Source organism: Lentzea tibetensis, from assembly GCF_007845675.1.
Taxonomy (GTDB): Bacteria; Actinomycetota; Actinomycetes; order Mycobacteriales; family Pseudonocardiaceae; genus Lentzea; species Lentzea tibetensis.
This window is the reverse complement of record NZ_VOBR01000027.1, coordinates 46828-65696: the sequence shown is the minus strand read 5'-3', so window position 1 is coordinate 65696 and position 18869 is coordinate 46828. Positions and strand designations below refer to the sequence as shown.

Sequence of the window (18869 nt, the reverse complement as noted above, 5' to 3'; positions counted from 1 at the left end):
ATTCTGAGTCCATGACCCGCCTGCGAACCGCGATCCCCGGCCCCAGGTCCCTCGAGCTGTCCGCCCGCCGCAAGGGCGCGGTGGCCGCTGGTGTGGGCTCCACGCTCCCCGTGTTCATCGAGTCGGCCGACGACGGCGTGCTGTTCGACGTCGACGGCAACCAGCTCATCGACCTGGGCTCCGGCATCGCCGTGACGAACGTCGGCAACCCGGCTCCGGCCGTGGCCGAGGCCGTGCACGCGCAGATCGACCGGTTCAGCCACACCTGCTTCATGATCACGCCGTACGAGGGCTACCTCGAGGTGTGCGAGCACCTCAACGAGCTGACGCCGGGCGACCACGAGAAGCGCTCGGTGCTGTTCAACTCGGGCGCGGAGGCCGTCGAGAACGCGGTCAAGATCGCCAGGCACACCACGGGCAGGCAGGCCGTCGTCGTGTTCGACCACGGCTACCACGGCCGCACGAACCTCACGATGGCGCTGACCGCCAAGAACATGCCGTACAAGCACCGCTTCGGGCCGTTCGCGCCCGAGGTGTACCGGGTGCCGATGTCGTACCCGTTCCACGACGGTCTCGACGGCGTCGAGGCCGCCGCGCGCGCCATCGCCGCGATCGAGAAGCAGGTCGGCGCGGACAACGTGGCCGCCGTGGTGATCGAGCCGATCCAGGGCGAGGGCGGTTTCATCGTCCCCGCGAAGGGCTTCCTGCCGTCGGTGGCTTCGTGGTGCCGCGCGAACGGCGCGCTGTTCATCGCAGACGAGATCCAGACCGGTTTCTGCCGCACCGGCGACTGGTTCGCCAGCGACCACGAGGGCGTCGTCCCCGACCTCATCACCACCGCGAAGGGCATCGCGGGCGGCCTGCCGCTGGCCGCCGTCACCGGCCGCGCCGAGATCCTGGACGCCGTGCACACCGGCGGCCTCGGTGGCACCTACGGCGGCAACCCGGTGGCCTGCGCCGCCGCGCTCGGCGCCATCCGCACCATGCGCGACCGCGACCTCAACACCGCGGCCCGGCGCATCGAGGAGATCGTGGTCCCGCGCCTGCGCAAGGTGGCTGAGCGGACCGACGTCATCGGTGACATCCGCGGCCGCGGCGCGATGCTGGCCATCGAGTTCACCGAGCGGACCCCCGATGTTGCCGCGAAGGTAGCCAAAGCCTGTCACGAACAAGGTGTGGTGGTGCTGACGTGCGGAACCTACGGAAACGTGATCCGTTTGCTTCCGCCGCTCGTAATCCCGGATGAGGTCCTGGCCGAGGGCCTGGACATCTTGGAAGGAGCGATCCCATGACCGCCGCCCCCGCTTCGAACCGCGACGAGCGCAGCCCCCACCCATCCCGGGGGGCGACCCCGGAGCCAGTCTACAGCTCCCTGACCAGCCAAAACGATCGTTCGGCGATCTGTGGACAACTCGCCCACCGCCATCTGGCGGAGCAGGCGGAGGGCATCGACTTCTTCCAAGGAGCACGTGAGTGACCACCCCGTTCAACACCCCTGAGGACGTCGAACGCGCGGTCGCCGCCGCACACGCGGTGGCACCGGCGTTCGCCGGCTCCCCCGCCCACGTCCGCGCCACGGCGCTCGACCTCATCTCCCGCCGCATCGGCGAGCGCGCCGAGGAGTTCGCCCAGCTCATCAACGAGGAGTCGGGCAAGCCGCTCAAGTGGGCGCGGCTCGAGGTGGCCCGCGCGGTCTCGACGTTCCGCTGGGCGGCCGAGGAGGCGCGCCGGTTCTCCGGCGAGCTGCAGCGCCTCGACACCGACCCGGCAGCCGAGGGCCGCGTCGCGCTCGTCCGCAGCACCGCGCGGGGCCCGGTCCTGGGCATCGCGCCGTTCAACTTCCCGCTGAACCTGGTGGCGCACAAGGTCGCCCCGGCGATCGCGGTCGGCGCGCCGATCATCCTCAAGCCCGCGCCCGCGACGCCGCGCACGGCGTTCCTGCTCGGCGAGATCCTGGCCGAGACGGATCTGCCCGACGGCGCCTGGGCCGTGCTGCACATCTCGAACGAGGACACCGCGCGCCTGGTCGAGGACCCGCGGCTGCCGGTCGTGTCGTTCACCGGTTCCGGTCCGGTCGGCTGGGGCATCCGGGACCGCGTGCCGCGCAAGCACGTCACGCTCGAGCTGGGTGGCAACGCCGCGGTCGTCGTCTGTCCGGATTGGACCGACGTGGACTGGGCGGCGCAGCGGATCGCGACGTTCGCCATGTACCAGGGCGGCCAGTCGTGCATCTCGGTGCAGCGCGTGTACGTGCACAGCGACCGGTTCGACGAGGTCGCCGACGCGGTCGTCGCACAGGTGCGCAAGCTCGACCCTGCGGAGGAGGTCGGGCCGCTGATCAACCTGGCCGCCGCCGAGCGCGTCGAGCAGTGGGTGGACGAGGCCGTTGCGGCGGGTGCCACCGTGCTGACCGGCGGCACCCGTGACGGTGCGAGCTACGCCCCCACCGTGCTGACCAACGTGCCCGAGGACGCGAAGGTCAACGCGGAGGAGGTGTTCGGCCCGGTCGTGGTGCTGTCCTCCGTGGACAGCACCGACGAGGCGTTCGACCGGGTCAACGCGTCGCGCTACGGCCTGCAGGCCGGGGTGTTCACCACCGACGTCCGGGTCGCCTTCCGGGCCGCGAAGCACCTCGCGGTGGGTGGTGTGATCGTGGGCGACGTGCCGTCGTACCGGGCGGACCAGATGCCGTACGGCGGCGTGAAGGAGTCCGGTATCGGTCGCGAAGGGCTCCGCTCGGCGATGGACGACCTGACGGAGCCCCGCGTGCTGGTGCTGACGGGCATCGAGCTCTAGACCCCCGACACCTGACGGATCCAGGAGCGGTTGGCCGCGACGCTGGCGTACTGCACGTTCACGTAGTCGCCGGTCGAGCAGACGCCGACCTGGACGTTGCCGCTCATCTGAGGTCCTCCGGAGTCGCCGTAACCGGCGGTTCCGCCGGTGGCTCCGGAGGCCCACTTGCTGTCGATCGCGCGGCCGTTGTAGGCGTCCCTGCCCGGACCTGTGACCGTGACCGCGGCGCGTTTGAGCCGCGGTGACACCGGTTTGCCCTCACCGACCTCATACGTCCCCCATCCGTAGATGTAGTTCGTCGCTCCCGCCCTCGGGTCCTGGGAGGCCAGTTGCGCGAACGTCGTGTTCGCGTTGGAGGCCAGGTGCAGCAGCGCCACGTCACCGACGGGAGAGACCTGCCCGCGGTCGACGTTCACGCGCCTGCCCTGGCCGATGTTCACGTTCCCGATCATCACGTGGGTCGGTAGGTCACCGACGCAGTGCCGCGCAGTGAGCACCCAGCGCTGAGCGATCACCGACGCCGAGCAGCCGAACCAGTCGTCCCAGTACAGGCCGGTCACCCACGGGGCGCTGGCGACCTCTTCACCACCGATGATCTTCACGTCGATGTCCGCGGCCTGTGCCGCCGGGGCCGCACCGAACAGCAGAACCACGCCGAGCAGGGTTGATCTGATCTTCATGGTGTGTCCTTCCCGTCGAGCCCGTGACGGTGGGACATGAGATTTGCACGCGTTTCTGATCGTTCACCACGTACGATCGTCGGTTTGTTGACTGACCCATCAGTCAGTCAACAGACCTCGGATGAATCGGGCGATCTTGACCTTGACTGTCATGATTTCGATGTGGCGGTGACGATCAGGGATGTCGCCAGGCAGGCACGGGTCTCCGTGTCGACGGTCTCCCGCGCGCTCAGCGCGCCCGGCCTGGTCAAGGAAGCGACCCGGCAGCGGGTGCTCGAGGTGGTGCGCGGTTTGGGCTACGAGCCGAACCGCGCCGCCCGCAGCCTGATCACCGGGCGCACCGGCAACCTCGGGATCGTGGTGCCCGACCTGGAGAACCCCTTCTACCCCGCGGTGCTGCGCGGCGTGCAGTCCCGCGCCCACGAGGCCGGCTGCGCGGTGTTCTTCTGCGACAGCAGGGTGGCCGCGGAGGACGCGCTCGTCCGCACCATGGCGGCCCAGGTGGACGGCGTGGTGCTGTGCGCGTCCCTGCTGGACGACGACCAGGTCGCCGAGCTCGCCGACACCACACCCATGGTGCTGCTCAACCGCACGCTGCCAGGCGTTTCCTCGGTGCTGATGGACAGCGCCTCCGGCATGGCGCAGGTCGTCGAGCACCTGGCGGAGCTCGGCCACACCGACCGCGTCTACCTGGGCGGACCGGAGCAGTCGTGGTCACACCGGCGCAGGCTCGTCGGTCTCGCCGACCGCGCGAGGAGGCTCGGCCCGTTCGAGCCGACCTTCGACGGCGGCGTCGAAGGAGCACGGCAAGCGCTTTCCACCGGCGCGACGGCGATCATCGCCTACAACGACCTGATGGCGCTCGGCGTGCTGAGCCACCTCTCCACGCGCGGGATCAGGGTGCCGGAGGACATCAGCGTCACCGGGTTCGACAACATCCTCTACGCGGCGATGTGCCACCCGCCGCTGACCACCGTCGCGATGCCCACCGAGGAGGCCGGGCGGGTCGCGGTCGACCTGCTCGTCGACCGGCTGGCGGGCGGCCCGGCCGAGTGCCGCGAGCTGCCGACGCGACTGGTGCCCCGCGCCAGCACCGGGAAAGCTCCGATGTTCTCTTGACGAAGCTGGCAGCACCCGGAAAGCTTTTCGTCGTCTGACGTCCTTCCGCCGCCGTCGGTGCACCTGCCCGTTCCGGGCACGTAGGGAGGAACACGTCGTGAGGACAGCTCGATTCCTCGGCATCCTCGCCACCACGGTGGCCTTGACAGCTCCGGCGACCACAACGGCGGCGGCGGCACCGCCAGCGGACTGGTCGAAGGCAGTGATCGACTCGACCATGAAGCGCTACACGCCGGACAAGCTCGGCGGATGGGGCTACACCCGAGGCCTCTACCTGTACGGGCAGTACCTCGTCTACAAGCGCACCGGCGAGAAGAAGTACCTGGACTACATCAAGGCGTGGGCGGACCGCTTCGTTAAGGCGGACGGCAGCACGGACCAGGGCTACACCAACCTGGACGCCATGCGGTCCGCGACGCTGTTCGTGATCCTGCACCAGGAAACCGGACAGGACAAGTACAAGAAGGCGGCGGACAAGGTCCGCGCCAAGTTCACCAGCTACCCGCGCACGTCCGACGGCGGCATGTACCACGCCACCAGCAAGGTCGGGCAGCTGTGGGCGGACGGCGTCTACATGGCGCAGCCGTTCATCGCCATGTACGCCAAGGCGTACAACCAGCCCTACGGCTACGACGAGGCCGTGCGGAACATGAAGGCGTACTTCGCGCACCTGAAGTCCGACGACGGCCTGCTGTGGCACGCCTACGACGCGGACGGCTCCGAGTCGTGGGCCAAGAACCCCGGCAAGCATTCGGCTGAGCACTGGGCGCGCGCCATCGGCTGGTTCGGCATGACCGCGATCGATCTGCTGGACATCCTGCCCGCGAACCACCCCGGCCGCGCTGACCTCATCGCGATCGTCCAGCACCTGGCGAAGGGCTACACCCGCTACCAGGACCAGGCGACCGGCCGGTGGTGCCAGATCGTCGACAAGTGCTCGAACTCGAAGAACTGGACCGAGACCTCGGCGTCGTCGATGTACACGTTCATGCTGTCGCGCGGTGTCGAGCGCGGCTGGCTCGGCCCGGAGTACAAGCCGGTCGCGACCAAGGGCTACCAGGGCGTGCTCGCGAAGGCGTCGGTCAACTCCAGCGGACTGACCGACATCAAGGACATCTCCGAGGGCACGAACGTCGGCAACGCGGACTACTACTACGCACGTCCGCGCAACACCAACGACTTCCACGGCCTCGGCGCGTTCCTGATCATGAACGAACAGCTGGCCCGCACCTCGGGCTGACCTCGCGACCGTGAGGGGGAACGCCCCCTCACGGCCCGCTAGTCGTACCCGCGGACGTAGCCGCCGTCCTCGTCGTCCAGAATCCCGACATTTCCCATGTCCGCCTCCTCTCAAACGTGTCTCGAATCACACCGTACGGGCGTTACGGGCGAGTAATCGCGAGTTAAGACAAATGGGACGGGTGAACCAGCACATTGCTGTGGTCTTCGTCACACTCAGGCGCGAGACGATCACCTAGCGCCAGTTGAGACACCCGAAAGTGTTGCTCCGGTTAGCCCAATCGGGGACAACCGAGTCATGCGCCAATTGCTCCCCGTAATCGCAGCCGTGCTCGCCCTCGTCGTTCCGGGCACCGCGTACGCCGCTCCGGCCGACCCCGTGGCGGTCACCGTCGAGCTCATCAACAAGCACCGCGCCAAGCACGGCGCTGCCCCGCTGACGGTCGACCCCGAGGTCACCCGAACAGCTCAGGAATGGGCCGACCACCTCCAGACAACCGACACGTTCGAGCACCGCCCGAACAACCTGTACGGCGAGAACCTGTACGCGGTCGGCAGCCGCACCAGGGCGCTGGACGCCGTCGCGACCAAGGCGATCGAGAACTGGTACGGCGAGAGCCGCGGGTACGACTACGCCAAGGAGTACAACGCGGGGAACGTCGACTACACCAAGCTGCACTTCACCGCGCTCGTGTGGCAGTCGTCCACGCTGGTCGGCGTCGGGCTCGCCCAGGGCCGGTCCGGCACCTACGTGGTCGTGAACTTCGCCAAGCGCGGCAACACGCTCGGCAAGTTCGTGGACAACGTCCGGCGACCCGCCTGAAAGCCGGCCGGTCTAGCCGAATCTCGCTATGCAGTGCCACAACCGCTTGAGGTCCTGCGGGTCGTGCGACCCCACCGCCTCACCGACGATCCTGGCGTCGAGGAACCCGTTCCGCGCCAGCGCGTGCCCGAGCGCGGCGATCTCGGGCCCCCGGTATCCGGGGTCGAGGTCCGACACGTGCAGCCGGAAACCGCGGTGCCACTCCACGCGGCACGGCAGCCGGTGCGCGAGGTCCTCGACCTCGGTGCCGCGGTAGCACGGGTCCAGCACCAGCGCCTCGACGTCGCCGCCGATGCCGACCGGGCCGTGCACGTGCGCCTCGACGTAGTCGTCCAACGCGTCCTTGGTGTCCGCTGAGGCCAGGTCCACCAGCGACATCCGCTCGGCCGTTCCGAAGTCGACCGGCTCGAACACGCTGTCCGGGTAGCAGAACGTCGTCCGCGCCAGCGTCGCCGCGTTCAGCCGGAAGTGCGCCGAGCCGAACCGGGGTGCTCCCCCGGCCTGCTTGCGCCGGAAGTTCAGCGCCCCGTACTTGGGCCGGTGCGCGGGCGGCGCCTCGTCGTACACCCCGCCGAACAACCGGCTCTCCCACTCGTGCCGCGCGCCGCCGAGACCACCGTTGCTGGTGCCCGTCTCGAATTGAGACCGATAGACGCCGTCGCGATAGAGAAACGACAGAATTCGACCGCGATCAGGGTGGAAGTTCAGACTGACGCGCAACGACGGATCGACCGGATCTCCCACCGACAATGCCGCCACATGCGCGATAGCGTTCTCCCACACATCGCCTATTCTGCCGTGGTCAACGAATACCCGCCGACTCGGTCACCGCGCGGACGGACGCCACGACCGCGCTGTAGGGCGGCAGGAACGGGCGACCGACGGGAGGTGAGCCGAGCCAGGTGACGTCACCGCGGTCGGTACGACTGGGCGGCAGCGGCACGAGCGTCCCGCTCCGGTGGGTGAGCGCACCGCGTGCCCGCAGACGAATCAGGTTGACCTGCGACGCTTCGTCAGCGGACTGCGTGAGGATGAGCCAGCGCGCGGGCGCACCGGGCAACACCACCACGGGACCGGCGAGCATCCGCACCGCCAGGTAGTGCTGCACCTCGCCGCCGATCCCCATCGGGAGCTCGACCGCGCTGACCTGGTGGTCGGTGTTCAGCAGCAGGCGGGAGCCCGCCCGCAGGACGAGCCACTCCCAGCTGGAGAACAACTCCTCGAAGACTGAGAAATCGCCCAAACCCTCTTGCTGTACGACTGCCATCGTCCTCACCCACTTCGGCTTGTTGCCTAGGTCACAATATTTCACTCCTCGCCACCATGAATTCACTATTCTTCCGCTATCGCCTCACTTGAACTGGAGAATGAGCATGTCCCTGCGTCAGCGTCATCTCTCCATGATCGCCCTGGGCGGTGTGATCGGTGCGGGCCTCTTCGTCGGCACCGGCGCCGGCATCGCGGTCGCCGGTCCGGGCATCCTGGTGTCCTTCACCCTGGCCGGTCTGCTCGCCCTGCTGGTGATGCGGATGCTCGCGGAGATGGCCGCCGAGTACCCGTCGCGCGGCGCGTTCTCCGTGCACGCCGAGAAGGCGCTCGGCCAGTGGGCGGGCTTCACCGTCGGCTGGGTCTACTGGTCGACGGTCGTGGTGGTGCTGGCAGTCGAGGCGACCGGCGCGGCGACGCTCGCGACGTCCTGGTGGCCCGCGATCCCCCAGTGGGCGTGGGTGCTGCTGTTCATGTCGGTGCTGACCGCGGTGAACCTGGCACCGGTCCGCTCGTTCGGCGAGTTCGAGTTCTGGTTCGCGGCGCTCAAGGTGGCCGCGATCATCATCTTCCTGATCCTCGGCGGCCTGGCGATCTTCGGCCTGCTGCCGGACACCTCGGCCGTCGGCTTCACGAACCTCCGCGACTTCCTGCCGCACGGCTGGGGTGGCGTCGCGGCCGGCCTGCTCGCCGTGGTGTTCGCGTTCGGCGGCATCGAGGTCGTGACGATCGCCGCCGCGGACGCCGAGGACCCGAAGCGCGCCGTCGGCAAGGCCGTCCGCTCGTCGATGTTCCGGCTGCTCGTGTTCTACCTGGGTTCCATGGTCGTCATCGTGACGCTGCTGCCGTGGGACTCGGCCGAAGTCGGCGCCAGCCCGTACGTCGCGGTGCTCGATCGCATCGGCGTGCCCGGTGCCGGCCAGATCATGAACGTGGTCGTGTTCGTCGCACTGCTCAGCGCCATCAACGCGACGCTGTTCGGCGCTGCCCGGATGCTCTACTCGCTCGCCGAACGCGGTGAGGCGCCGCGGAAGATGCTCGACACGTGGCACGGGGTGCCGCGCTACGCGGTGCTCGCGTCCACCGCGTTCGGGTTCGTGTCCGTGGTGCTCAACCTGCTGTGGCCGGACACGATCTTCCTCTACCTGCTCAACGCGGTCGGCTCAGCGCTGCTCGTCGTGTGGGCGTTCGTCGCCGTGTCGGAGCTGCGGTTGCGGCGGACGATGGTCGCGCCCGCCGTGCCCATGTGGGGCTACCCGTACCTGACCTGGCTCGCGCTGGCCGGGATGGGTGGCGTGATCGTGCTGATGCTGCTCGACGACCAGGCCCGCGTGCAGATCCTGTCGACCGCCGTCCTCGTGCTGGTGGTGCTGGCGTTCAGCCGGTTCGTCCACCGCGCAGGATCGCCTGATGCGCCGCCCGCAGCTGCGGTCCAGGATCCAGCCCCAGCTCGTCCACGAGACGGCGCCTGATCCGCTGGTACGACGTCAGCGCCTCCCCCGGCCTGCCGACCGCCTGCAACGCCAGCATCAACGCCGTCGTGAGCGACTCGGCCAGCGGGTGCTCGCCTACCAGAGCTGGTTCTGACCTGGTGAAACCATCAGGGCCACGCTTGCGGAGTCCGCAAGCGCGGCCCTGACGGCACTACCGGGTCAGCAGGTGAGAACCGGCGTGGCGAAGTCGCCTCGGTCGTACCGGACGCCGTCGCCGCCGTCGGTGATGACCAGGCGCAGGAACTTCGCGCCGGCGAGGGACGCGTTCAGCGTCACCGCGTCGTCCTGCCAGGTGCGCAGGCCGCTGTCCGCCACCTTCTTGCCGTCGGCCCACACCTCGAACGTCGCCGAGCCCATCATCACGGCGTCGCGCTCGTCGTCGATGCCGACGTCGGCCTGGAACGCCGAGCACTTGCCGCCGACGTAGAGGATCACCTCGGACGGTGCGTGCCCGCCGAGGCCCGTGGCGTACTTCTTCCCGTTGATGGCCATGGGCTTGCCGTCGTTGCCCTTGGGGCCGCCGTTGGACATGTTGCGCTCGATCGGGCCGTAGCCACCGCGTTCCTTGGTGGTCTTCACCGTCGCCAGGTCGACGACACCGGCAGGAGGTGCACCGGGCACGAGCAGACCCGAGCCGGACGTGCGGGTCAGCCTGCCGTGGCCCACCCACGTCATCTCCAGCCCGCCGCCGAGCTGGTAGTCACCGGGGCTCACCCCGGCGGGTGGCGTGATGCGCCAGGTCCCGGACACCGCTTTGCCCGGCAGCAGAACGTGTTTGCGCTCCGACTTGATCCGCTCGACCTTCCAGCCCTGCGGTGCCTTCAAGGCCACCGAGGCGTCCAGCACGGGGATCGGTGCCTGGTTGGTCGCCGTCACGGTCGTCGTGAACGGCTCGCCCGCGGGCACGATGGTGCCGGGAATGCCCTGGTGCGGGGCGGCCACGTCGATCGCCGCGTCGATGGACGGCTCGTGGCGGAACCAGTCCTGCGACGCCTTGATGCGGAACATCGCGCTGCCGTGCGGCGGCAGTGACGCCGTGAGGGTGCCCGCGGACTGCAGATCCTTGTGCTGCCACAGGTCCCGCACGGTGTAGCCGATGCTGCGCGGCAGGCCGATCTCCTGCGCCGTGGTGGAGATCGTCGCGTTGACCTCGCCCTCGTTGAAGAACGTGACCGCCTTGTCGCCGTTGGCCAGCGGCTTGACGAAGACCCAGTGACCGTTGGCGTTCTTGAGCACCGTGCCCTGCGCGCCGAGCTTGTCCTGGTTGACCGCGATGACGTCGGAGTTCAGCAGGATGTCGAAATCCGCTTTGGACACCTTGCGCAGGTCCGAGCCGATCAGCAGCGGCGCGGCCATGACCGCCCACAGGTTGAAGTGGCTGCGGTACTCGGTGTTCGTCATGCCACCGTTGCCGACCTCCAGCATGTCCGGGTCGTTCCAGTGGCCCGGACCGCCGTAGGACGCCAGCGGCGCGTTCAGCTTCAGGATCTCGATCATCTTGGTGTAGGTGTCGTTGATGTCACCCGTGGTGCGCCAGAGCTGGCCGACGCCCTTGCCCCACTCCCACGGCTTGTTCTGACCCCACTCGCAGATCGAGAACACGATGGGACGCCCGGTCTTCTTCAACGCGTCGCGCATCTTCGTGTACCGCTCGAGGAACGGGCGGTTCTGGTTGTTGCAGTTGTCGTACTTGAGGTAGTCGACGCCCCAGTCGGCGAACGTCTGCGCATCGATCTCCTCGTGGTCGAGACCGCCCGGCATCGTCTTCGCGCACGTCTGCGTGCCCGCGCTCGTGTAGATGCCGAACTTCAGGCCCTTCGAGTGGATGTAGTCCCCGAGCGCCTTGATGCCGCTGGGGAACTTCGTCGGGTGGTTGCGCAGCCTGCCGGTCGCCGGGTCGCGCTCGGCGTCGGCCCAGCAGTCGTCGACGTTGACGTACTGGTAGCCCGCCTCCTTCAGGCCGGAGGACACGAAGATGTCCGCCATGTCCCTGATGAGCTTCTCGTCGACGTCACAACCCGTGGCGTTCCAGTTGTTGAACCCCATCGGCGGGGTCATCGCGAGCTCGGGCTCCGCGGCGACCGCGGGCGGTGCCTGGATCACCGACGCGGGTACCGCGAGTGACGCGGCGACGAGCGCCAGCGTCGTGACGATCGTTCTCACTACTGCCACTTGTATCCCCTGTAGTTGCGGATGAGCTGGTAACAGTCCTTCAGGCCTGCGCTCTCGATGCTGCGGTAGATGCCCCACTTGGGCCGCAGGTAGTTCTTGTCCCGCCACAGGTCCACGGCGGTCGTGCGTCCGTCGGCGAGCACGGTGCCCGCGTCGCTGATCTTCCAGTGCAGGTAGCCGCCGCTGTTGGACGCCTTGAAGTCCCACTCGACGTCAACCCACTTGTTCTGCATCGCCGTGTAGTCGCCGGCGTCGTGCGACGTGAGCGCGTCGTTGTCGCGCCTCGTGTCCACGGTCATGGTGGGCTTGTCCTTCGCCCGCGGTGTAAGCGTCCACAGTGGACCACCGACGTCCTGGACCTTCATCTGGAAGATGTGGCAGAACCGCGTCGTCGCGGTCAGCGACGACGGCCAGAACGCCTGGTAGGTGATCTTCCAGGTCTCGTCTTTCATGATCTTGTGCACGGTGTTGCCCGAGCGCATGCCCTTGGACTCGTTGCGCTGCCGGTCCGAGCCGTCGCGGTCACGGGTGTGCATGTCGAACCGGAAGTGGTCGCCCTCGACGTAGATGTGCTTGACCGGCTTGTGCGAACCGGAGCGGTCGTCCTCCAGTCCCTCGAACGCGCGCAGGCCGTCCGTCGCCGGGTTCGGGCTCCACTTCAGCACCCAGTCCGCCTGGATCACGGGGTCGGCGTACGCGGGACGAGCGGCCAGACCCCCCAGGGTGACGGCTCCGAGCGCGCCGAGTTTCACGGCGTCTCGACGAGTCAGCTCTGACATTGGTGCCTCCTTCGGATCTCTCCTTCGGCGGCGGCGGTATCCGTGGAAGTCAGGCCTTGGCTTTCTCCAAGGTGATGCCGAAGACGTGCAGGCGTGGACCCGCCAGCTTCGGCAACGTGATGGACGCGAGGTCGCGCGCGGGGTCGAGCCCGATCACCTGGTGGAAGATCGCGACCTTCGCCTGCTGCGGCCCGGACGGCGTGTGCATCAGCGTCGTGGTGATCGGCTCGCTCTCACCGAACTGCGGTCCCGAACGCCATGCCGTCACGGCGAAGCGGATCGGCGCGGTCGTACCGTCCACATAGGTCGCGACACCGGGTGCGTCGACGTTGCCGGTGTCGGCGGCGGCCAGCAGGTGCAGCTTCGCGTACCTGCCCGCGGGCATCGCGATGGTCTGGCCAGCCGCGATGACGTTGTTCTTGCTCGCCTCGTCGCCGTTGGTGAACTCGAACGGGATGCCGTCGTCGGTCACTCCCCCGGTCTGCGGCACCTGTGCGGCGGGGTAGGTGTTGCCCGCGCCGTCGAAGTCGCCGTCCCGGCTGGTGAACTCGTTGCTCAACCCGTCGTTGTCGAAGAGCCCCGTGATGTCGACCGGTGCCGCGACACCGCCCGGCGGCAACGCGGGCAGCCCCCACGCACGAGCGGGCTCGGTGATCTTCACCGGCGCGATGGTGAAGTCCGGGTGCGCGCCCGCCGCGTGGATCACGGCCTCCTGGCCGCGGTGCAGCTCCAGCACGACCACGTCACCCTCGACCCGCCAGCGCGCGCACCCGTGCACCTTCAGCTTGCCCGCGATCCCGGTGCGGACGCGGCACGGCGCACCGGCCTCGGACCGCACGCGCACGAACTGCGTGACGCCCTCCTTGCGCACCGCGCTGACGAGGAACGCGCCCTCGGTGCGGAAGTCGTGCAGCACCACGTCCTTCCAGGCCGACGGGACGGCCGGGAAGATCCGGATCACGTCACCCCAGCTCTGGCACAGCATGTCCTGCAACGACTTCGCGCCGGACAACGGCGTCTCGATGACCGGACCGGCCTCGAAGTACATGGTGTTCGGCTGCGCGAACCGCGCCACGAACTCGCGCAGGTACCGCAGCGCCTCGTCGCCGCGCGTCATCTGCGCCGCGATCGACGCCGCGCCGGTGAACGTGAAGCCGCGGAGCGATCCCTCGAAGCTCAGCCAGTGCCGCAACGACTTCTCGATGAGGTCGCGCGACTGCGGCTGCTCCCAGTTGACCAGGTGCAGCGGGTAGACGGCGAGCATGTGCGAGTAGTGCCGGTGCGACTTGGCGAACGGCACGCCCGCGCCGATCATGAACCCGTTCGCGTCGGCCGGGTAGTCGACGAGCGTGTCGAGCACTTCCTGCCACTTGGGCGCGAGCGGGTCGCTGATCTTCAGGATCCGCGCGGAGTCCAGCAGCGTGCGGCAGCTCCAGCGCAGCAGACCGAGATCGAAGTTGCAGTCCGGCGCGACGCCGTACTCGGGCGAGTAGGTCGGCAGCAGGTGCAGCTTGCCGTCGTTGCCCTTGCGCAGGAAGTGCAGGTAGTAGTTGGTGGACCGGCGCAGCACCGGGAACACCGTGTCGCGCAGGATCGTCTCGTCCATGGTGTGCCGGTAGGACAGCCACGCGTTGTGCAGCAGCCACGGCAGGTTGCCCAGCTCGGGATCCGGCGACGGGTGCAGCGGCGAGCCGACGAACCCGGCGTCCTGGAACGTTGGATCGGCACTGCGGCGCAGGCCCATCGAGTCGGTGCGGAACTCGGGGCGCAGCGCGTCGACGAGGATCTGCTGGTTCTGCGAGATGGTGCGCGGGATCGGGTCGAGGTCGAGATGGTTGGCGCCGTAGACGGGCCAGTACTCGAGCTGCGCGTTGAGGTTGAACCACACCGAAGGCCACGGCGTCGGCTCCAGCCACGGCCCGGTGGTCGGCATGATCGGCGCCTCGGCGCGGGCCGCGGACGCGAGCTTGTACAACTGGATCCAGTAGAAGCTCTGCATCAGCGCGTCCGGCACGGACACGAAGCTCGCGCGGTAGAAGCGGTGCCACCACTTCTGGTGCTGGTGGCGCAGCACCTCGGACGGCGTCGCCTGGGCCCGCGCCACCGTGTCGCGGACGATCGCGTCCGCGGCCCGATCCGGGAAGGTGTGCGTCACGGACAGCGCGAAGTCCGTGCGGCCGTGCCGTTTCCGCGTCCAGTACGCCGTCGCGGTCTGCCCGCCGGCGACCATCTCCTGCGTGACGATCGTCGTGCCGTTCTCGGTGCGCGTCGTCGGCTTCGGGTTGAGCGGGAACGTCTTGGGCGGTGGCTCGCGGATGGTGCGCGGGCTCAGCGCGTCCAGCGCCTGGTACTCCAGCTTGAACTCGCGCTCACCCGAGGTCGGCCGGACGTCCAGCAGCAGCAACGACTTCTGGGCGTGGATGAACGCGCGGACGGCCAGCTCGCCCTTGTCGGTGAGCACGGTGCCGCGCAGCTCGGCGTTCCACAGGTCGAGGCGCAGGTCGACCCCGGTGATCTTGCCGACCGGGGTGAGCAGCAGCCGTCCGACGGGCAGCCGCGCCACGCCCCACTCGTTGCCGAACTCGGGTCTGTGGTCCTGCACCTTGGCGTGGTCGACGGTGAACCGCAGCGCGTTCGCACCCGGCTCGCGGTAGACCTGCATGGCCAGGAAACCGTTGCCCAGGAAGGGACCCTCGTACCAGGCGCGCGGCACGCGCTGCCAGACGAGGTCCTGCCCGGCGAGGAACCGCGACCACTCCTGGTCGGTGCGCATCCGGTTCCTGATCGACGCACCACCGGTGATCTCCACATCCGTGGGGGCCGCCTCCGCGTTCACCGGTAGAGCGGTCAACGCCGCACCCGCCATGACGCCACCGAGCAGCCCTCGCCGCGAGAGGTCCACTGCACAACCCCTTCGTGTCCGCGGCGGCGGTAACGAAAGATCGGATGTGTACTAGTTGCGCAGCGTATGACGTGGCCCACACAGGGTCAAGAGTGGGTAACGGTCCGATGAATACGTTTTCGGCGAAACTCCGTTGCGACGCCCGTGATCACCGCATAAGTTCGCCTTACACATGAGAGGAGGTGGTCCGCAGTTGTATAGCTACGGGACTCGTGAGGTGGCTGTCCGCTAGGACCACCAACCGGTGACCCCCTGGTGAATACCAGGCAGCCACCCGACCCCCGGACTCCGAGCACTTGGTCCCGCTCGGCCCCGCTACTCCTAGCGCGGGGAAGCAGTCCGGGGGTCGTCCTACACCCGGACCTTCTTGACGACCCTGAGATCCGCGACGAACTCGGCGTAGGCCTTGTCCCGCTCCGGTGCGCGCAGCACGGCGGACGGGTGCACGGTCGCGATCAGGTCGTAGTGCTCCCCCGGCAGCACCTCACCGCGGTGAGCGGTCAGCTTGAAGCTCGGCCCCAACAGCGCTTTCGCCGCGACGGCACCCAGAACCACGACCAGCCGCGGCTCGATCACGTCCAGCTCGGCGGAGAGCCACGGCAGGCAGGCCAGGACCTCGGACCGCTTCGGCTGCGCGTGGATGCGCCGCTTGCCGCGCTCGGTGAACTTGAAGTGCTTGACCGCGTTCGTCAGGTACACCTGCCCGCGGTCGATGCCGACCTCGTCCAGCGCCTTGTCCAACAGCCGGCCGGCGGGCCCGACGAACGGGTGACCTTCGACGTCCTCGCGATCACCGGGCTGCTCGCCCACCATGACGATCCGCGCGTGCGACGGTCCCTCGCCGAAACGGTCCGATCCGCGTGCTGGTAGAGGTCACAGCCACGGCACTCGACCGCCGCACGACGGAGCGCCGCCAGGCTCGCCCCGGCGGGGACGAACGCGGCGGCGCTCACGGAAGCGTCTACTTGTGGTCGCTGCGGAAGGCGTCCTTGACCTTCTCGCCGGCCTGCTTCAGCGCACCCTTGGCGCGCTCGGCCCGGCCCTCGGCCTCCCACTGCTCGTTGTCGGTCGCCTCGCCCAGCTTCTCCTTCGCGCGACCCTTGAGTTCCTCAGCCTTGTTCTCGAACTTGTCATCGGTACCCATGCCTACCGGTTACCCCAGGGCCGAGGTGCGAAACGAGAGGCTAAAGTGATCTCTCGCGGTTGAGAACCCAGCCGCAAGCCAGTAGCGGCTTGCCCTGGGTGCCTCCCGCAGCCTGTCGCGTTGCTGGCGTGCCGAAATGACCCAGCGACGCGAAAGGAGCCCGGCGGTGTCAGCGAGTATCGCCGCTCTCGAGGCCGAGGTGGCAGGCCTGCGCAAGGCGCTGCAGAACCGCACGGTCATCGGGCAAGCGACCGGCCTCATCGCCGCCCGCACACCCTGCACGCCGCACCAGGCGTTCGAGCTGCTCGTGCAGCTCTCGCAGCACCACAACATCAAGCTGCACATCGCGGCGCGAAGACTCGTGACCGCGTTCGTCACCGCGCACCTCGGCAACCCGGTCGCCCCTGCGGACCAGGCGCTGTGGGATTACCTGACCACCGCGAACGAGTCCGGGGGAACCACGACGGCCATGTCCGACGGCGAGAACGACACCGACGGCGACGCGAACACGACCTCGGAGGCGGGCACGTAGCGATACGGCTCGGGACCGAGGTTCGCGATCACCCGCAGATCTCCGCGGAACAGCACGAAGCACGAGTTGCTCGACTCGACGAAGAACTGGTCCAGCCGCGGGTCCGCGAGATCCGGGTGGTCCCTGCGCAACGCGATCAGCGCGCGGTAGGTCTCGTGGAACGACGCGTTCTCGTCGAGTTCGGACCACCGCAGCCGCGACCGTTCGACGGTCGCCGGGTCCATCGGGTCCGGCACGTCCGACTCACCCCAGCCGTGCCGCGCGAACTCGCGCCTGCGGCCCGTCCGCACCGCTTCGGCCAGCTCGGGATCCGGGAACGACGCGAAGAACTGCCACGGCGTGCGCGCCGCCCACTCCTCCCCCATGAAGATCATCGGGGTGTACGGGGAACCGAACACGATCGCGGCGGCGGCGAGCAGCCGCTCGGGCGGGACGGTGGCGGTCAGCCGGTCACCGATCGCGCGGTTGCCGATCTGGTCGTGGTTCTGCAGGTACCCGAGGAAGCGGTGGCCGGGGATCAGGTGCTTGTCCACCGGCTTGCCGTGCTTGCGGCCGCGGAACGACGACCACGTGCCCGCGTGGTGGAAGACGTTCTCCAGCGTCGCGTGCAGCATGCCGGGGAAGTCCGCGTAGTAGCCGTCGGTCTCCCCGGTCAGCGCGACGTGCAGGCAGTGGTGCAGGTCGTCGGACCACTGCGCGTGCAGGCCGGTCCCGCCGCCTTCGCGAGCAGTTACCAGGCGGGCGTCGTTGAGGTCGGACTCGGCGATCAGCGTCAACGGCCTGCGGACGCGCGCGGACAGCGCGTCCACCTCGATCGCGAGCTGCTCCAGCAGGTGCACCGCGCTCCGGTCGTTCAACGCGTGCACGGCGTCGAGGCGCAGACCGTCGACGTGGAAGTCCCGCAGCCAGGACAGCGCGTTGTCGATGACGTAGGCCCGCACGGCATCGCTGCCGGGACCGTCGAGATTGAGGCCGGGGCCCCAGTCGTTGCGACCCGCGAAGTAGGGACCGAACCGGTCGAGGTACGCGCCGGAGGGACCGAGGTGGTTGTAGACCACGTCGAGCAGCACCGCGAGCCCGCGGTCGTGGCACGCGTCCACGAACCGCTTGAAGCCGTCCGGTCCGCCGTAGGGCTCGTGCACCGCGCCCCACAGCACGCCGTCGTAACCCCAGCCGTCGACGCCGTCGAACGAGTTCACCGGCATCACCTCGACGTGGGTCACACCGAGGTCGGCCAGGTGGTCCAGCTTCCCGATGGCCGCGTCGAACGTGCCGGCGGCCGTGAACGTACCGATGTGCAGCTCGTAGATGACGCCACCGGGCAGCGCGCGGCCGGTCCAGTGCTGGTCGGTCCACGCGAACGTGTGCTCGTAGACGCGCGACGGCTCGTGCACGCCGTTGGGCTGCCACCGCGACCGCGGATCGGGCAGAGCCTCGCCGTCGACGACGTAGCAGTAGTCGGTGCCGTGGCCCGGCCGCAGGGTCGTGAGCCAGGTGTCGACGACGCGGGTCATCTCGTGGTCCTTCCCGTCCACGCGGATCAGGACCTTGTCTGCGTTCGGCGCCCAGACGGAGAAGTTCACCCGACGAAGGCTAGCGCCCGAACGCCTCCAACACGTCCCCCGGCGGCTTGCCCTCGACGAACGCGCGCGCTGCGGCAGCCGTCCCGCAGATCTCGATCATGAAGTCGACGAGCGCGTTGCGGCGGTTCTCGTCCTCCTGGTGCTTCAGCTCGAGTATGAGCAGGTCCACGGTCACGTCGAGGACGCCCGCCGTGCTGGCCACCGCGTCCCTCATCGCCGCCACCGCCGCGCGTCTCGACTGCCACTCGTCGAGAGCGCACCGGCGCTGCTCCGGCGTCAACGAATCCAGTTCTGCCCGGTGCTCGGCGGTGAGCGCCTCGTAGTGATCCCACAAACCCATA

The 18869-nt window shown here is 68.6% G+C and carries 17 protein-coding genes and 1 pseudogene; 7 read left to right on the top strand and 11 right to left on the bottom strand.

Annotated features, from left to right (window positions below):
• Window positions 1-11: 11 nt before the first annotated feature.
• Together gabT and FKR81_RS33025 are read left to right on the top strand one after the other, a co-directional pair.
• Entirely contained in the window at window positions 12-1292 is a 1281-nt protein-coding gene (gene gabT / locus FKR81_RS33030; protein WP_146358089.1) for a 4-aminobutyrate--2-oxoglutarate transaminase, read from the top strand.
• A 181-nt stretch (window positions 1293-1473) separates the two neighbouring features.
• On the top strand, window positions 1474-2796 hold the full coding sequence (locus FKR81_RS33025) for an aldehyde dehydrogenase family protein (protein ID WP_146358087.1): 1323 nt from the start codon (window positions 1474-1476) through the stop codon (window positions 2794-2796).
• Here the strand turns inward: FKR81_RS33025 and FKR81_RS33020 are convergent.
• On the bottom strand, window positions 2793-3476 hold the full coding sequence (locus tag FKR81_RS33020; RefSeq protein ID WP_146358085.1) for a S1 family peptidase: 684 nt from the start codon (window positions 3474-3476) through the stop codon (window positions 2793-2795). The two genes, FKR81_RS33025 and FKR81_RS33020, sit on opposite strands and share 4 nt — an antisense overlap.
• A gap of 168 nt (window positions 3477-3644) precedes the next feature.
• On the opposite strand from FKR81_RS33020, the gene FKR81_RS33015 reads away from it, so the two are divergent.
• The 3 genes from FKR81_RS33015 (at window position 3645) to FKR81_RS33005 (ending at window position 6657) form a co-directional block, all read left to right on the top strand.
• Window positions 3645-4595 (top strand): LacI family DNA-binding transcriptional regulator, encoded by a 951-nt coding sequence (locus FKR81_RS33015; RefSeq protein ID WP_235921908.1) that lies wholly within the window; start codon window positions 3645-3647, stop codon window positions 4593-4595.
• A gap of 97 nt (window positions 4596-4692) precedes the next feature.
• A complete protein-coding gene (locus tag FKR81_RS33010; RefSeq protein WP_407936561.1) occupies window positions 4693-5835 on the top strand; it encodes a glycoside hydrolase family 88/105 protein in 1143 nt (380 codons plus the stop codon).
• 327 nt (window positions 5836-6162) lie between these two features.
• The gene (locus FKR81_RS33005; protein WP_186763310.1) at window positions 6163-6657 is read left to right on the top strand and encodes a CAP family protein; all 495 of its coding nucleotides are present in this window, start codon (window positions 6163-6165) and stop codon (window positions 6655-6657) included.
• Window positions 6658-6669: 12 nt separating this feature from the next.
• On the opposite strand, the gene FKR81_RS33000 is transcribed toward FKR81_RS33005, so the two are convergent.
• Window positions 6670-7440 carry a DUF3626 domain-containing protein gene (locus FKR81_RS33000; RefSeq protein WP_222598481.1) on the bottom strand — a complete coding sequence of 257 codons (771 nt, stop codon included), beginning with the start codon at window positions 7438-7440 and terminating at the stop codon, window positions 6670-6672.
• A 19-nt stretch (window positions 7441-7459) separates the two neighbouring features.
• Window positions 7460-7900, bottom strand: coding sequence for a hypothetical protein (locus FKR81_RS32995; protein WP_146358079.1), 441 nt, complete (start codon window positions 7898-7900; stop codon window positions 7460-7462).
• Between the two features lie 130 nt (window positions 7901-8030).
• On the opposite strand from FKR81_RS32995, the gene FKR81_RS32990 reads away from it, so the two are divergent.
• Window positions 8031-9395, top strand: coding sequence for an amino acid permease (locus tag FKR81_RS32990; RefSeq protein WP_235921906.1), 1365 nt, complete (start codon window positions 8031-8033; stop codon window positions 9393-9395).
• Here FKR81_RS32990 and FKR81_RS45295 read toward each other — a convergent pair.
• The 6 genes and pseudogenes from FKR81_RS45295 to FKR81_RS32960 all read right to left on the bottom strand — a co-directional run.
• A pseudogene (locus tag FKR81_RS45295) lies at window positions 9382-9453 on the bottom strand (BTAD domain-containing putative transcriptional regulator); the annotation flags it as partial. The gene FKR81_RS32990 and the pseudogene FKR81_RS45295 overlap by 14 nt on opposite strands.
• Window positions 9454-9575: 122 nt before the next feature.
• The gene (locus FKR81_RS32980; RefSeq protein WP_328593174.1) at window positions 9576-11588 is read right to left on the bottom strand and encodes an NPCBM/NEW2 domain-containing protein; all 2013 of its coding nucleotides are present in this window, start codon (window positions 11586-11588) and stop codon (window positions 9576-9578) included.
• Window positions 11579-12367: a hypothetical protein gene (locus FKR81_RS32975; RefSeq protein ID WP_146358075.1), complete on the bottom strand. Its 789-nt coding sequence runs from the start codon at window positions 12365-12367 to the stop codon at window positions 11579-11581. The genes FKR81_RS32980 and FKR81_RS32975 overlap by 10 nt, the downstream gene beginning before the upstream one ends.
• 49 nt (window positions 12368-12416) lie before the next feature.
• A complete protein-coding gene (locus FKR81_RS32970) occupies window positions 12417-15269 on the bottom strand; it encodes a glycosyl hydrolase family 95 catalytic domain-containing protein (RefSeq protein WP_146358073.1) in 2853 nt (950 codons plus the stop codon).
• A gap of 351 nt (window positions 15270-15620) precedes the next feature.
• Complete coding sequence (locus FKR81_RS32965) at window positions 15621-16082, bottom strand: UdgX family uracil-DNA binding protein (protein ID WP_456319424.1); 462 nt, start codon at window positions 16080-16082, stop codon at window positions 15621-15623.
• 148 nt (window positions 16083-16230) lie between these two features.
• Entirely contained in the window at window positions 16231-16413 is a 183-nt protein-coding gene (locus FKR81_RS32960) for a CsbD family protein (RefSeq protein ID WP_146358071.1), read from the bottom strand.
• 166 nt (window positions 16414-16579) lie between these two features.
• Here FKR81_RS32960 and FKR81_RS32955 point away from each other — a divergent pair, with 166 nt between their 5' ends.
• Window positions 16580-16945 (top strand): ANTAR domain-containing protein, encoded by a 366-nt coding sequence (locus FKR81_RS32955; RefSeq protein ID WP_235921905.1) that lies wholly within the window; start codon window positions 16580-16582, stop codon window positions 16943-16945.
• Here the strand turns inward: FKR81_RS32955 and treZ are convergent.
• On the bottom strand, window positions 16840-18528 hold the full coding sequence (gene treZ / locus FKR81_RS32950) for a malto-oligosyltrehalose trehalohydrolase (protein ID WP_146358067.1): 1689 nt from the start codon (window positions 18526-18528) through the stop codon (window positions 16840-16842). The genes FKR81_RS32955 and treZ overlap by 106 nt on opposite strands.
• A gap of 10 nt (window positions 18529-18538) precedes the next feature.
• On the bottom strand, window positions 18539-18868 hold the full coding sequence (locus FKR81_RS32945) for a hypothetical protein (RefSeq protein WP_146358065.1): 330 nt from the start codon (window positions 18866-18868) through the stop codon (window positions 18539-18541).
• Window position 18869 lies beyond the last annotated feature (1 nt).

What these genes read in the sequence shown, in the direction of transcription:
- gabT (WP_146358089.1), top strand. Translation starts at nt 12, where the DNA reads ATGACCCGCCTGCGAACCGCGATCCCCGGCCCCAGGTCCCTCGAGCTG.
- FKR81_RS33020 (WP_146358085.1), bottom strand. Translation starts at nt 3,476, where the DNA reads ATGAAGATCAGATCAACCCTGCTCGGCGTGGTTCTGCTGTTCGGTGCG.
- FKR81_RS32990 (WP_235921906.1), top strand. Translation starts at nt 8,031, where the DNA reads ATGTCCCTGCGTCAGCGTCATCTCTCCATGATCGCCCTGGGCGGTGTG.
- FKR81_RS32975 (WP_146358075.1), bottom strand. Translation starts at nt 12,367, where the DNA reads ATGTCAGAGCTGACTCGTCGAGACGCCGTGAAACTCGGCGCGCTCGGA.
- FKR81_RS32965 (WP_456319424.1), bottom strand. Translation starts at nt 16,082, where the DNA reads ATGGTGGGCGAGCAGCCCGGTGATCGCGAGGACGTCGAAGGTCACCCG.
- FKR81_RS32960 (WP_146358071.1), bottom strand. Translation starts at nt 16,413, where the DNA reads ATGGGTACCGATGACAAGTTCGAGAACAAGGCTGAGGAACTCAAGGGT.
- FKR81_RS32945 (WP_146358065.1), bottom strand. Translation starts at nt 18,868, where the DNA reads ATGGGTTTGTGGGATCACTACGAGGCGCTCACCGCCGAGCACCGGGCA.